Genomic DNA, 13,560 nt, shown 5'->3' with positions numbered 1-13,560 from the left:
CTCGGCATGAGCACCACGACCTCGATCGTCGGACTCGGAGACGTCCTGCTCGTCACCATCCAAGGTGAGCTGAGCGACGACGACGCGCTCCGACTGCAGGAAGAACTCACCACGCGCGTGGCGGACACCGGTGCGCGCGGCGTGCTCATCGACATCTCCGGTCTGGAGATCGTCGACTCCTTCCTCGCCAGGACGTTGCACGACATCGCGGGCGCGAGCGCCCTGCTGGCCGCGAGAACCGTGGTCGTGGGGATGCGTCCGGAGGTGGCCATCACGCTCGTCGAACTGGGGTTGACGCTGCCGGGCCTGGAGACCGCGTTGACGGTGTCCTGCGGCCTTTCCCTGTTGAACGGCACGGGGTCACGATGACGAGCGTCTCGACGGTGCACGAGGTGCCGATCCGCGAGGAGGTCGACATCGTGCACGTCCGGCAGGCTGCGCGGGAAGTCGCGGTGTCTGTCGGTTTCTCCCTGGTGGAGCAGACCAAACTGGTGACGGCGGCGAGCGAACTCGCCCGGAACACCTTGAAGCACGGCGGCGGCGGGACCGCGGAGGTGGAACTGGAACGGTCGGCGGGGCACACGGCGCTCCGGCTGGTGTTCCGCGACGAGGGACCGGGGATCGAGGACGTCGAACTGGCGTTGACCGACGGATACAGCAGTGCGGGCGGACTCGGCCTCGGACTCAGCGGCGCTCGCCGACTCGCCGACGAGTTCGACCTCCGGACCACGCCGGGGGAGGGGACGACGGTGGTCGTCGCGTTCGGTACGAGATCGGCGCGGAGGTGACCGGGGGAGCGCTCGCGGTGACCGCGCCGGGGCACGTGACGCGGGCGCGCCAGCTCGCGAGCCGCGCGGCACGGGACGCCGGATTGCCGGACCCCGACGTCGAGCGAGTGGTCCTCGCCACCACGGAACTGGCCACCAACCTGGTGAAATACGCCACGGACGGGCTGCTCGCGGTGATGCCCACCGAGGGCCGGTTGGACGTCGTCGCCACCGACCGGGGCCCGGGCATCGAGCACGTGTCCCGAAGCATGCGGGACGGATTCTCCACCACGGGCACCTTGGGGGTCGGGCTCGGCGGGATCAGGCGCATGGCCGACGAGTTCGACATCTTCTCGCGCTACGGCGAGGGCACGACGGTGCTGGCGCGCTGGCACGGGGCGGTGGAGGAGGCCCCATGGGGTTCCGGGCTGAGGATCGGGGCCGTCCTGCGGGCCGCGCCGGGTGAGACGACGTGTGGCGACGACTGGGTGGCCGCGCACGCCGACGGCGTGGTGACCGTGGTGTTGAGCGACGGTCTCGGGCACGGTCCCGCGGCGGCGGAGGCGAGCCGGTCCGTCACCGCCCACGTGAGGGCGCGTCCCGAGGCGTCCCCGAGCGAGCTGCTCGCCGCCATGGATGCCGACATGGGCCCGAGGCGTGGTGCGACGGTCGCGATCGCCCAGTTCCACACCGCACGGTCGACCGTGTCGTTCTGCGGAGTGGGCAATTCCACCGTTCGCCTCGTCCGGGGTGACGGCACTCACGAGGCCCTCGTGTCCACGCCCGGCATCGTGGGGAGAAGGCAGCGAAGCGGCAGGCGGTCGTCGCCCCTGGTGCGGCCGTGGGACGGTCGGGGCCTCCTCGTGATGCACACGGACGGTGTGTCCGAGCGGTGGACCCCGGCGGATCGGACGGACGTGCTCGCCCACGACCCCGCCACCGTGGCAGGCTGGCTGCTGGGAACGTACGGCAGACACCGGGACGACTCGGGTGTCGTTGTGGTGTCCGGAAGTGGAACCACATGACGGAAGACCTTCGCGCGGCAGGACGACACGACGCCGTGCGCGCCACGCTTCGGGACGCGCTGCACGGTCGTGAGCTTCCGCCCGACGTGTGGCGTCGGGTGCTGGCCCGGCTGCACGACGTCGCTCCGGAGGATGTGCTGGGGGTGGCGTTGCGGGAGTTGGCGGACGTGCTGAGCGATCGCGACCGCGATCTGAGCTGGCATCAGTCCGAGCTGGAGCAGACCAACGCGGGACTGCTCGCCCTGCACGCGGAGATCGACCGACAGCGACAACGCACGTCGTTCCTCGACGAGGTGTCGCGGGCCTCCACGAGGTCCCTGGACGCCGGGCACCTGCTGGACGAGGTCGCCGAACTGGTGCGGTCGCAGGGCTTCGCCGACGCCACACGGGTCTGGACCCTGACGGAGTTCGGGCTGTCCTGTCCCGACGCCCCCGAACGCGAGCCGGACCAGGCCACGCGCAGCGCGATGAGGACTCGGGAACCGGTACGGGAAGGCTCGCTCAGGGTGAGCGTGCCGTTGACCGCGGGCCCGCATGTGCTGGGGGTTTTCGACCTGTATCGGGAGAGCGCCGAGTTCACCGACGACGACCTGACGCTGGCGACGGGCATCGCCAACCGGGTCGCCGTCGGGCTGCGCAACGCCAACGAGTACGAGCGGGAACACGAGCTCGCCGAACGTCTGCAGCGGGCGATGCTGCCCACCCTGGCGTCGATGCGTGACCTCGGGCTCGTCGCCCGGTACCGCTCCGCCACCAGCGGCGTCCACGTCGGGGGTGACTGGTACGACGCGGTGACGCGCCCGGACGGCACGGTGGTGCTGATGGTCGGTGACGTCACCGGCCACGGCGTGGACGCCGCCGTCGTGATGGGAAAGCTCCAGAACGCCCTGCGTGCCTATGCGCTCGAAGGCCACGGCCCGGCCGCGTCGCTGCGGTTGGTACACGACCTGTTGCGAGGTCTGGACACCCCGCTGTACGCCACCGCCGTGGTCGCGGAACTGGAGCCGGCCACGGGCCTGCTGCGCTGGACCAGCGCGGGACATCCCCCGCCGTTGCTGCAGGACCACCACGGCGACGTCTCCTTCCTGGAGGTCGAGCACGCTCCGATGCTGGGCATCCACATCCCGGCGGAACTGGAGTTTCCCCAGCACGAACGTGAGTTGTCCCCGGGGTCGTCGGTGGCGTTGTTCACCGACGGGTTGATCGAGCGCAGGACGAGCGACCTGGACGCGGGCATGGCTCGGCTGGTGGAGGCGTTCCGTGCCTGCGACGGCGACTCCCTGGAGGACAGGGCCGAACACGTGTTGCGGACGATGCTGGGTTCCACCGACCACGACGACGACGTCTGTCTGCTCATGTGCCGATGGGAGGGGTGATCGCCTTGCGCGGTCAGAGGTCGCCCGTGGTGAACTCGATGACGGCCAACTTCTCGCCGCCGGCTCCGCAGGTGTGGTAGCAGCGCACCGAACGCACCAGCGCGGTGAGCATGTGCCATCCGAGTCCGTTGTCGGGCAGCGCGGTGCCCTCGCGACAGCAGAGTTCCGTGCGCGCCGTGATGGTGCCGTCTCCGAGGGTGAAACGAGTACGGAGGGTGGTGGGTGTCGCGGCGCGGGCCAGAAGCAACCCACAGGTCTCGTCCACGGCGAGTCGGAGGTCGGCGATCGTGTCGAGTTGCAGATCGAGCCGGATGGCCAGGTCGGCCGCGACGTTTCGCACCACCGGTACGAGCAGCGGGTCTGCCTCGACCGTCACCTCTACGGTCCGGTTCGACACCTTCGGCCCCCTTCCTGACGGGTGAACCGTATGACGAAGGGGTGCGGCGGCGAACCGACGACGCGGAAGGAACGAGGATCAATCCGACGAGATCACACTTCCGAGGGAAGTTAGGTTCGTCTAACCTCACCCCATGCGTAGTTCACTGTCCCGCCGCGCGTTCCTCGGCGGCAGCCTCGCACTCGGTGCGACGGGCCTGCTCGCCGCTTGCGGCGGTGGAACGTCGAATGACCGGCCGAGTGGTCGGGAAGGCGGCTCGGGAGCGTGGTCGTTTACCGACGACACCGGCAACACCGTCAGCCTCGACCGGCGACCCACTCGCATCGCCGGGCTGAACGACGCGATCGCGTCGCTGTGGAACTACGGCATCGTGCCGGTGGCCTCCTTCGGATACACCGCGCTCGCCGACGACGTGAACTTCGAGGGCAAGGACACCTCCGAGGTCACCGAGGTCGGCACCACCTACGGGCAGATCGACATCGAGGCGCTCGCGGCGCAGCGGCCGGACGTGATCGTCACCCACGCCTACCCCGTGGACTCCTCGGGCAAGCTGGACCCCAAGAAGCCGCTGTACGGCTTCAACGATCTCGATCAGCAGAAGCTCGTCGGTGAGATCGCGCCCATCGTCGCCATCGCGATGGCGGGGTCGGCCACCGGAGTGGTCGACCGCACCGTGGAACTCGCCAAGTCCCTCGGCGTGACCGACGACGACCTCGCCGGGCCGAAGAAGGAGTACGAGGCCGCCCGTGACCGCCTGCGCGAGGTGGCGCGGAAGGGCCTCACGGTGATGGCGGTGGCCGCCTATCCCAGCGACGGGGTGCACATCGCCAAGGCCCAGGACGATCCCGCGTTGCGCAGCTACGTCGAACTCGGTCTGTCCTATCCGGACCCCGGCGGGAGCGAGTACTACTGGCAGTCGGTGAGCTGGGAGAACATCAGCGACTACCGCACTGACGTGGTGCTCTACTCGCTGCGGGCCATGGACGGCGACGCCATGCTCGACCAGCCCACGTTCGCGCAGTTGCCCGCGGCGAAAGCCGGGCAGGTGTACCCGTGGGAGTTCAGCTCGATGGACTACGTCGCGCAGGCCCGGACCATCGACAACCTCGCGGAGAACCTGGAGCGCGCCCGCAAGGTGACGTGAGCCGCGGCGGGACGGGCGCGACGCGACCGCCCGTCCCGCCGTTCGTGCTCACGACTGGCCGGACGTCTTCGCGAGGGTGGCTTCCTCGTCGGGGATGGGCTGCAGCGCCGACTCGCCACGGCGCAGCACCTGGTCGGCCTCGGCCAACCTGGCTCGGGCCTCCTCGCGAATCCGGGTCAGGCGGTTGACGATGTCGTTCGCCTCCGTGGTGCGACGTTCGGCATCGGCCTTGGCTTCCTCGACCAGCTTGTGGGCCTTGGCGGTGGCTTCCTCCACCAGCCTCTTGGCCTCGGCCGTCGCTTCGGCGATGCGCCGCTCCGCCGCGTTCTTGCTCGCCGTCGTCTGGTCGGCGATGTGCTTTTCCAGCGCACTCTTCTCCGCCGACATCCGAGCCTCGAACTCGCTTTCGATCCGGCGGCGCTTGCGTTCGGCCTCGGCGTCGAGCTGTTCCCGACGCTTGGCTGCCTCGGTGGTCATCCGCTGCACCTCGGCCTTCGTGGCCGCCAGCGCCTGCTCGTGCTCCCGCTTTAGCTCCTCGGCGTGGCTGTCGAGCGTCTTCAGCAGCTGCTGGTAGCGCTCGTGGAGCCGCTTCGACACCTCGCTGCTCTCGGCCCAGTTCTTCTCCGCCGCCGCCTCGGCGCGGGAGAGGATCTCGGCGGCCTGGGTCTCGGCGAGTTGCACGGTGCGCTGCATCCGCTCGTCGAGGTCCTCGACACGCTCCGGCGGTTTCTTCAGCTCCTCCACGCGGTCCCGAAGCTTGGCGATCTCCCGGCGGGCGCCGTCGAGCTCACGGGACGCCTCGTTGGCCTTCGCCAGCGCCGCGTCCCGCTCGGTCATGAGCCGGTGTACCTGGGCCTCGAGATGATCGAGGTACTGCACCACCTGGTTGCGGTCGAAACCATGCCATGCCTGGCCGAACTCCCGCCTCAGCGGAAGCAGACGGTGATCGTGGTCGGAAGCCATGTTCTGACCGTACCCGCGTGCGCCCGCGTCTCGGCGCCAGGCAGGCCAACTGGGTGAGTGGTGTGCACCGCTCATGACGTTCACACCGGCTCGGCGACCACCACGCGGTTCTCCGCGTAGCCGGTGGTGCCGCCGAGCCAGCGGCCACCGCACGTCACGAGCACCAACCGGTGGGGTCCGCTCTGGCCGAACAACTCGGGGGCACGGGAGGGCAACTCGTCCTTCCCGAGCGTGAAGATCTGGGAGACGGCGTAGGTGAACGTGGTGCCGTCGTCGTCGGTGACGGTCACCCGGTCTCCGATGTGAACGTCCCACAGCTCGGCGAACGGCCCGGTGCGCCCCTGCCAGTTGACGTGCCCGGCGAAGACGCTGGCGCCACTCGGCGCGTCGAGCCCGGCGCCCCACCAGGTGGCCTCGCCGAGATCGTCGGGCACCGGCAGCACCGCGTCGGGGCCGAGTTCCTTGCGCACCAACGTCGCCGTGCCGCCGTTGGGCAGCACGACGGTGCCCGGTCGCTGACCGCTCGGTGCGGCGACGGGTTGCTCCACCGCCGGTTCGGCGGGCTCGTCCGGTTCGGCGGACTCCCTCCCGTCGTTCCCCGGCTCGTCGGGTTCGGTCTCAGGATGTGCACTCGGCTCCGGCGTGTCCCGCACCGCCGTCGGGGGAGGGGAGGCGGGCACCGCGATGCCCGCCTCCACCGTCGAGGAACGTAGGGCCAGGACCCCCGCACCCACCACGAGTTCCACGGCGAGCACGGTGCCCACCCCGAGCAGGTAGGCCCTGCGCCACCGATGACGATCGTCGGGGCCGAAAGTTCCGGACGTCGGTGCCGTCATCGTTGCCGGAGGACCCTCTTCCTGACCAGCCAGCCCACGAGCGCCGAGACGGCCAGGGCGAGGCCTCCGAGTGCCACCAGCGCACCGACCGGGGCTCCCGTGGTGGTCGCCGCCTGTGCCGTCGTCGTCTGCGCGCCGGCGGGGATGGTGCGAGGCACTTCGTTCGCGACGTTGGCGATGCGGAGTTCGAGCGTCTCGCCCGGCCGGAGCTCACCGCAGGCCGTCGGCGGGTTCTCCGGGTCGAAGGCGTCGGTGTAGCCGTTCGGCGGTCGCACTTCGATGACGCACACCTTCTGCGGGGTGCGCAGGTTCTCGATCGTGACGACGCCCTCGGCGCCCTCCGTGGTCACGACCAGCGGCTCGCCGTCGGAGCCCACGAGTTCCTCGCCGTCCGAGGAGATGGCGGGGGAGGACTTGTCCTCGGCCGTGAGTCGCAGCGGCACTCCGGCGATGCCCTCGCCGGTCTCCTCGTCCACCTTGGTCACCTTCACCACTCCCGGTGCGGGGATGGCGGTGGTGGCCACCTCGGCGGTCAGCGTCTGCTCCCCACCGGTGGAGACCACGCGCTGGGTGTCGGCGGTCACCGGGTCGCGGACGTAGGGACGGTCGGCGGGAGCCTTCAACGTGGCCACGATGCCGGGCTGCTCGCCCGTGGGCACGGCGCTGACGTTCACGGTGCCGTTCTCGTCGGTGACCACGGTGACCTGCTGGGTCTCGGGAGCCTCGGCGTCCTCCGCGCCGCTCTCGGTGCCGTCTTCGGTGGCTTCCCGAGCCCCCTCGGCCGTCTCGGTCTTCTCGGCGTCCTCGGTCCCCGTCGTGGTCTTCGCGTCGGCCTCCGTGGCCTTCGCGGTCTCGGGTTTCTCCTTCGCGTCCTTCGCGGTCGCCTCGGCGTCGGCCTCCGTGGTGGGTTCGGTCGCTTCGGTGGAGGCCCCGACGGCAGCCGCGCCCTCGTCGGTCGGACGCTGTTCCACCCCGCCGTCGCCGGAGAGCGCCAGGTCGGTCAGCGTCAGCGTCACCTCGACGCCGGGAACGCCCTTGCCGTCGGCGTTGGTGACGGTCACCGACCACTCGCCGGGGGCGTCGATGATCTGCTCACCCTCCGGGGCGTTCGCCGTCACGTTCCAGGGGCCGCGGTTCGCCTCGGCGTCGGCCCGGAGCCGCTCCACGGCCTCCTGTGCCGACTTCGGGAGCTTGGCGAAGTGGGCGTCCACGTCGTAGCCGATCTCGGTGAAGGGCTTCTTCGGGTCGAGGTCGGCCGCGGTGCGGGGAGCCGCCGTCCAGGAGTGCAGCAGGTGAGCCAGCGCGGCGGCCTCGTCGGCGTCCCGCGTGTCGCCGTAACGCAGCAGCAGGTACGAGATGTTGGCGGCCACGTCGGCGGGCAACGGGTCGCCCCACTTGGTGAGAAGTTCGTCGCCGGGCTCGTACCGTTCCTTGCTGTCGGGGGCCTTGAGGGCGAACGACACGCAGAACACGTGCTCACCGTTCACGACGTAGGAGCCGAGCCAGTCGTAGGCCCGGCTGCGGCCTCCCCAGGACTGTCCGGGAGTGGTTCGGTGGCCGATGCCCTCCTCGACCTCCGCGGACGCCGCGGGCGCGACCACGACGAGAGAGAGGGTGCCCAGCACAGCGACCAGGGCGAGGCGGAATGCCCGAGCGAGGCGTCTTCGTGTCACGGGTCGAAACCCCCATCGTGTTTTCGTGAGATCCCCATCACGTCGAGGCGGGGAAATGGCGATCGCGTCGGCGGTGTTCGTTCGCCGTGGTGAGAATGGCGTGAGACCCCCCACAAGGCAATCGGCCAGGCGGTGGACCTGTGGGGGCCGAATTGGGAAGGATGCGGGGGAGCGTCCTCGCGCCGGCCCCCTGCGTCGGACACGGTTCAACTTTCGAACCGGTTCGAGCAGGTAAAGTTGTCTTTACTTCAGTGCAGGGAACCAATCGGCGCGCACGGTCGTTGAGTCCGATGCAAGTGCCGAAAGATCCAGGAGGATCAGGTGCGAACTTCCAGCAACCCCGCCTTCCGCAACCTGCCCAGGTCTGCGGCGGGCACCCCGTACGCGGGTTTCGACCAGCCGTACGGCCAGCCCGGCTATGGCGCTCCGGCTGGCTACGGCGCCCCGATGGGCTACGGCGCTCCGCGGACTTCCTCCGACGCGGCGACCCGGCCCATGACGGTCGACGACGTGGTCATGAAGACCGGTGCCTCGCTCGGGGTGACCCTGCTCGCGGGTGTCATCACGGCGATTTGGGCGCAGGCGCAGGTGGCCGCGGGGTCGATGGGGGCCATCACCGGTGCCATGATCGGCGGTCTGCTCGTCGGTCTCGTGCTGTCCCTGATCATCACCTTCAAACAGGTGGCCAACGCGCCGATGACGCTGGCATACGCCGCGGCCGAGGGCGTTTTCCTCGGGGCGCTCACCGGCGTGTTCGAGCTGGTGTATCCGGGCATCGCGTTGCAGGCGATCCTCGGTAGCGCCGCCGTCTTCGTCGTGATGCTCGTGGTCTACAAGACCGGCGCGGTGAAGGTGACGCCCAAGTTCCGCAAGTGGATGATCGGCGCCCTCGGCGGTGTGGCGATCGTCATGCTGGTGAACCTCGTGTTGGCCCTGTTCGGCATCAACACGGGGCTGCGGGACGGCAGTGGGCTGGCCATCGTGTTCAGCCTCGTGGTGATCGGTATCGCCGCGTTCAGCTTCCTGCTCGACTTCGACATGGCCGACGAGGCGATCCGTCAGGGCGTTCCCGCCAAGTTCGCCTGGTACGTGGCCTTCGGTCTCCTGGTCACTCTGGTGTGGCTGTACCTGGAGATCCTGCGGCTGCTGTCGTACCTGCAACAAGACTGACACTCGCGTCGCCGACGCGACGACCGGAAGGGCGCTCGACCGAAAAGGTCGGGCGCCCTTCGTCTGTGTCGACCCAATTGTGACCGTTTCGGCGGGCATATTGATGTTCCGGCGATTTTCACCCTATGTGATCATTGTCGTTGTCAATTCGCCCGAACGGATGTGAGGTCGCGTGGGCTCCTTCCCCGGCGCCGGTTCCCAGCCCGGTGTTCCCTACCCGAATTCGTCGTACGGTCAGCCCCTTCCCGGTGAGCAGGGGGCTTCGCAGCAGCCGCGCTACGGCGAACTCCCGAGTACGCCGCCTCCGATGCCCGTGCCTCCGACGCCGCCGAAGAAGTCGAAGACCGGGGCCGTGGTGGCCGCCGCCGTGGTGGCGATCGCCGTGGTGGCCGGACTCGTCGCCGTCATCGTATGGAAGAGCCAGGGTGACGCGGCACTCACGCCCGCGAGCCCCGAGGCGGGGGAGTGCGTCGCCATCGAGGGTTCCGACAACGCGGCGCTGGCGAGGCCCGTGGATTGCTCCGACCCCGACGCCCTGTGGCAGGTGGCCGTTAGCCTCGACGACTCGGCGAGCTCGTGCCCGGACGGGGACTACGACGAGTACAGCAGCTACGCCGACGGCACCAAGCTCTGCCTCACGCTCAACGTGGAGACCGGTGACTGTCTGGCGAGTCACGGCGGCGTGAACCTCTCCGAATTCGGCAAGGTCGACTGCACCGACGCCGCGGCCGAGTTGGAGATCCTCGTGGTCGAGGACGGAGCGACCGACATCGACGAAGTGTGCGGCGCCATCGCGGAGGCGTTCAGCGGCGTCTACTACTCCGAGCCCGCCAGGGTGATCTGTTTCGGCCACTCGCAGAGTGTGTGACCGGTGAACCGGTGTGCGCGAGGACGACCGCGCACACCGGTTCCGCTCAGCTCAGTCGTTCGATCACCATGGCCATGCCCTGGCCGCCGCCCACGCACATCGTCTCAAGTCCGAACTGCTTGTCGTGGTGCTGCAGCGAGTTGATCAGCGTCGTGGTGATCCGCGCGCCGGTCATGCCGAATGGGTGGCCGACGGCGATCGCCCCGCCGTTGACGTTGAGCTTGTCGATGTCGATGCCCAGGTCCCGGTAGGAGGGGATGACCTGCGCGGCGAACGCCTCGTTGATCTCCACGAGGTCGATGTCGTCGATGGTCATGCCCGCCCTGGCCAGCGCCTGCTTCGACGCCTCCACGGGACCGAGGCCCATGATCTCCGGCGAGAGCCCCGACACTCCGGTGGAGACGATGCGGGCGAGCGGTGTGATGCCGAGTTCGCGGGCCTTCGTGTCGCTCATGATCACGAGGGCGGCGGCACCGTCGTTGAGCGGACAGGCGTTGCCCGCGGTGACCCGGCCGTCGGGACGGAACACCGGCTTGAGGGCCTCGACGCCCTCCATGGTCACGCCCGGCCGAGGGCTGTCGTCGGTCGACACGACGGTGCCGTCGGGCAGGGTCACCGGGGTGATCTCCTTGGCCCAGAAGCCGTCGGCGATCGCCTTCTGGGCCAGGTTCTGCGAACGGACGGCGAACTCGTCCATCTCCCGCCGGGAGATGCCCTTGTGCAGCGCGAGGTTCTCGGCCGTCTGCCCCATGGCGATGTAGATGTCGGGCAGCTCCCCGGTCTCCCTGGGGTCGGTCCAGTCGTCGGCCCCGGACTCGGCGCGCTCGGCCGTGCGGGCCTCCGCGTCGGCGAACAAGGGGTTGTGGGTGTCGGGCCACGAGTCGGAGGTGCCCTTGGTCGACCGCGACACGGTCTCGACACCGGCCGAGATGAAGACGTCCCCCTCGCCGGCCTTGATCGCGTGCAGGGCCATGCGCGTGGTCTGGAGGCTCGACGAGCAGTACCGGGTGATCGTGCAGCCCGGCAGGTGGTCGTATCCGAGCTGGACGGCGACGACCCGTCCCATGTTGAACCCTTGCTCGCCACCGGGCAGGCCACAGCCGAGCATCAGGTCGTCGATGTCGCGCGGGTCGAGCTCGGGCACCTTGTCGAGCGCCGCCCGTACTATCTGTGCGGTGAGGTCGTCGGGACGCATGTTCACGAGCGAGCCCTTGTGAGCCCGCCCGATGGGGGAGCGGGCGGCGGACACGATGACGGCTTCGGGCATCGAACACTCCTTCGGGTCGACTAAGCGCGTGCTTAGTTCCATCCTGCCCGCCGCGCACGGGATTGCAAAGAAGTGCGCCGGACACCACACCGCGTCGCGGCGGGTGTCCGGCGCGTGGTGTCACAGGGAGGTGATCCGCCCCACGCCGCCCTCGGGGTAGTCGGCCGCGGTCACCGTGCCGCCCAGGCCCTCGGAAAGGAAGCCCTGCACGGCGAGCTGGTGGGTCAGTCCCACGCTCGTGAATGGCAGGTCGGTGAACGGGTAGCCGTCCCCGCCACGGGCGGAGAAGTCGTTGGTCGCCACCGTCACCGGCGGCCCCTCCACGACGACCCCGTCGGCCACCAGGACCGTCCCGTCGTCCAGCACCACGTCCCGCACGCGCTCACCGGGGGTCACGATCTCGTTGGTGCCCTCCCGGATCTCCTGCGCCTGCCGGGTCGGGTCGTAGGTGAACTTCAGGCCCGCCACCTGCATGAACGCGCCGGAGGCGTCGGGGGCGGCGGCGACGCCGCGTTCCAGAAGCTGACGCAGCACGTCCCTCGGGACCTCCGGGACCACGGCGACAAAGTTGGCGAACGGGGCGACCTCGTAGGTGTTCAACGCGGTCACCTCGCCGGCGGGCAGCACCGAGTCGTTGCGGATGCCGCCGCCGTTTTGGATGGCGACCTGCGGAACGGGCACGTCGTACTCCTCGGCCTGCTGCCGGCCCGCCCACAGGATGCTGTCGGCGACGAGGTCGCCGAGGTTGGTCTCGCGGCTGCGGACGTCGTTGCGCACGCCGTTGAGCGGCACCTCGCTGGTGGCCACGACCTGCTCGGCCAGCAAGGCCACGTGCTCGGCCACGGGCTTTTCGACCTCGGCACGCACGATCGGGTCGCCGTGGACGGCGTCCGGTCCGACCCCGGACACCCGCACCGGCCCGGTCTGCTGCTCGTCGACGCCGAGGACCCTGCCCCAACGGTCGAAGTTCAACACGAGCCTGCCGATGTACTTGTAGTCGCCCGGCACCGCGACGACGGGCACGGTGCGCCCGTCGGCGTCCTCGGCCTCCAGCGGGAAGCCGCGCTCGGGCACGTCGCCGGGGATCAGCCGGTCGCCCTCGTTGGCGAGGATCTCGCCGCCGCCCGCGCCGAGCACCGCGTCCACGCCACGAAGCTGCGGGACGAGCGCGAGTTCGTTGTCGATGTCCTGGAGGTGGCTGACCAGCAGGACCTTGTCGATGCCGCGACGGGCGAAGTCGTCGGCCAGCGCGTTGGTGATCTCGGCCAGCTCCGGCTTCACCTCGACGTCGCGAGGGCTCGACAGCGTGGGCAACTCCGGCGTCGTCAGCCCGATGACGCCGATGCGCTCACCCGCCGTGCGGAACACCCGGCTCGTGGCGAGGGTGCCGTCGTCGGTGTGGGCGGCCAGCGCGGGTTCGCCGGAGACGTCGAGGTTGGCGCTGACGAACGCCACCTCGTCGCCCGCCGTGTCGAGGAAGCGGGCGAGCTCGTCCGGCCCGAAGTCGAAGTCGTGGTTACCGATCGTGCTGACGTCGAAACCGATGTGCTTCAGCGCGAGCGCGTCGTAGAAGGGGGCGTCCTCGACGGTGCTCGCCGAGTACTCGGGGCCGGGAAGGAAGTTGTCGCCGCCGGAGATGGCGATCTCGCCTCGGTGTCCGGCCTGGCCGGGGCCGGGCTTGCCGCGGGTCGCCTCGGCACGCAGCTTGTCCAGCAGCGTGGCCATGCGCGACGGGCTGCCGTAGGGGTGGGTGCCGCCGTCGACGATCGGTCCCTCGTCGGTGCCGTCCTCCTGTTCGCCGCCCGGCACGCCGAGCAGGGCGGACTCCATGTCGCTGCTGAACAGCACGGTCAGGGTGAAGTCGACGCGGTCAGAGTCGGTGGCCGATGCGGGGAGTGCCGCCGTGCCCAGCAGCGTCGCCGCGGCCAGCGCACACAGCGCGGCCTTGCGAGGTGTTCTCACGTGGGCTCCTCGAAATGCTCGCGAACGCGATGTCGCGCCAGAGCTAACCACACGAGTCCTATTCGGACAATGGCCTGGGTGTGGTGACCGACGAAGGTCGGTGTCCCCGTCC

General features: G+C 69.7%; 13 protein-coding genes. 7 read left to right on the top strand and 6 right to left on the bottom strand.

The features are described from left to right. The first annotated feature begins 6 nt into the window (after window positions 1-6). From SACGLDRAFT_RS17315 to SACGLDRAFT_RS17300, 4 genes are read left to right on the top strand one after another with little or no spacing between them, the layout of a single operon-like run. Entirely contained in the window at window positions 7-369 is a 363-nt protein-coding gene (locus SACGLDRAFT_RS17315; RefSeq protein WP_005466202.1) for an STAS domain-containing protein, read from the top strand. Next, the gene (locus SACGLDRAFT_RS17310) at window positions 366-788 is read left to right on the top strand and encodes an anti-sigma regulatory factor (RefSeq protein WP_005466201.1); all 423 of its coding nucleotides are present in this window, start codon (window positions 366-368) and stop codon (window positions 786-788) included. The genes SACGLDRAFT_RS17315 and SACGLDRAFT_RS17310 overlap by 4 nt, the downstream gene beginning before the upstream one ends. Continuing rightward, window positions 785-1,792 carry an ATP-binding protein gene (locus SACGLDRAFT_RS17305; protein ID WP_005466200.1) on the top strand — a complete coding sequence of 336 codons (1,008 nt, stop codon included), beginning with the start codon at window positions 785-787 and terminating at the stop codon, window positions 1,790-1,792. Before SACGLDRAFT_RS17310 ends, SACGLDRAFT_RS17305 begins: the two co-directional genes overlap by 4 nt. After that, on the top strand, window positions 1,789-3,168 hold the full coding sequence (locus tag SACGLDRAFT_RS17300; protein ID WP_005466198.1) for a PP2C family protein-serine/threonine phosphatase: 1,380 nt from the start codon (window positions 1,789-1,791) through the stop codon (window positions 3,166-3,168). Before SACGLDRAFT_RS17305 ends, SACGLDRAFT_RS17300 begins: the two co-directional genes overlap by 4 nt. A 13-nt stretch (window positions 3,169-3,181) precedes the next feature. Here the strand turns inward: SACGLDRAFT_RS17300 and SACGLDRAFT_RS17295 are convergent, their stop codons facing one another. Then, on the bottom strand, window positions 3,182-3,565 hold the full coding sequence (locus SACGLDRAFT_RS17295; RefSeq protein ID WP_005466197.1) for an ATP-binding protein: 384 nt from the start codon (window positions 3,563-3,565) through the stop codon (window positions 3,182-3,184). Window positions 3,566-3,698: 133 nt separating this feature from the next. On the opposite strand from SACGLDRAFT_RS17295, the gene SACGLDRAFT_RS17290 reads away from it, so the two are divergent. Then, entirely contained in the window at window positions 3,699-4,709 is a 1,011-nt protein-coding gene (locus SACGLDRAFT_RS17290; RefSeq protein WP_005466196.1) for an ABC transporter substrate-binding protein, read from the top strand. Window positions 4,710-4,757: 48 nt separating this feature from the next. Here the strand turns inward: SACGLDRAFT_RS17290 and SACGLDRAFT_RS17285 are convergent, their stop codons facing one another. The 3 genes from SACGLDRAFT_RS17285 to SACGLDRAFT_RS17275 all read right to left on the bottom strand — a co-directional run bounded on the left by SACGLDRAFT_RS17285 (window position 4,758) and on the right by SACGLDRAFT_RS17275 (window position 8,181). Continuing rightward, on the bottom strand, window positions 4,758-5,672 hold the full coding sequence (locus tag SACGLDRAFT_RS17285) for a hypothetical protein (RefSeq protein ID WP_005466195.1): 915 nt from the start codon (window positions 5,670-5,672) through the stop codon (window positions 4,758-4,760). Between the two features lie 80 nt (window positions 5,673-5,752). Then, window positions 5,753-6,508, bottom strand: a complete 756-nt coding sequence (locus tag SACGLDRAFT_RS17280) for a class F sortase (RefSeq protein ID WP_005466194.1) — start codon at window positions 6,506-6,508, stop codon at window positions 5,753-5,755. Then, window positions 6,505-8,181: an MSCRAMM family protein gene (locus SACGLDRAFT_RS17275; protein ID WP_005466193.1), complete on the bottom strand. Its 1,677-nt coding sequence runs from the start codon at window positions 8,179-8,181 to the stop codon at window positions 6,505-6,507. The genes SACGLDRAFT_RS17280 and SACGLDRAFT_RS17275 overlap by 4 nt, the downstream gene beginning before the upstream one ends. Before the next feature lie 321 nt (window positions 8,182-8,502). Between SACGLDRAFT_RS17275 and SACGLDRAFT_RS17270 the strand changes: the two genes are divergently transcribed. Next, entirely contained in the window at window positions 8,503-9,351 is an 849-nt protein-coding gene (locus SACGLDRAFT_RS17270; RefSeq protein WP_005466191.1) for a Bax inhibitor-1/YccA family protein, read from the top strand. 307 nt (window positions 9,352-9,658) lie between these two features. Then, on the top strand, window positions 9,659-10,219 hold the full coding sequence (locus SACGLDRAFT_RS17265) for an LppU/SCO3897 family protein (protein ID WP_232283992.1): 561 nt from the start codon (window positions 9,659-9,661) through the stop codon (window positions 10,217-10,219). Window positions 10,220-10,265: 46 nt separating this feature from the next. On the opposite strand, the gene SACGLDRAFT_RS17260 is transcribed toward SACGLDRAFT_RS17265, so the two are convergent. Next, window positions 10,266-11,486: an acetyl-CoA C-acetyltransferase gene (locus SACGLDRAFT_RS17260; protein ID WP_005466189.1), complete on the bottom strand. Its 1,221-nt coding sequence runs from the start codon at window positions 11,484-11,486 to the stop codon at window positions 10,266-10,268. A 120-nt stretch (window positions 11,487-11,606) separates the two neighbouring features. After that, window positions 11,607-13,448, bottom strand: coding sequence for a bifunctional metallophosphatase/5'-nucleotidase (locus SACGLDRAFT_RS17255; RefSeq protein ID WP_005466188.1), 1,842 nt, complete (start codon window positions 13,446-13,448; stop codon window positions 11,607-11,609). Between the last annotated feature and the right edge of the window lie 112 nt (window positions 13,449-13,560).

Origin of the sequence: Saccharomonospora glauca K62, from assembly GCF_000243395.2 — a bacterium.
GTDB classification, from domain to species: domain Bacteria; phylum Actinomycetota; class Actinomycetes; order Mycobacteriales; family Pseudonocardiaceae; genus Saccharomonospora; species Saccharomonospora glauca.
Note: the sequence above shows the minus strand (reverse complement) of the source record. Positions and strands in the feature narration are given on the sequence as shown.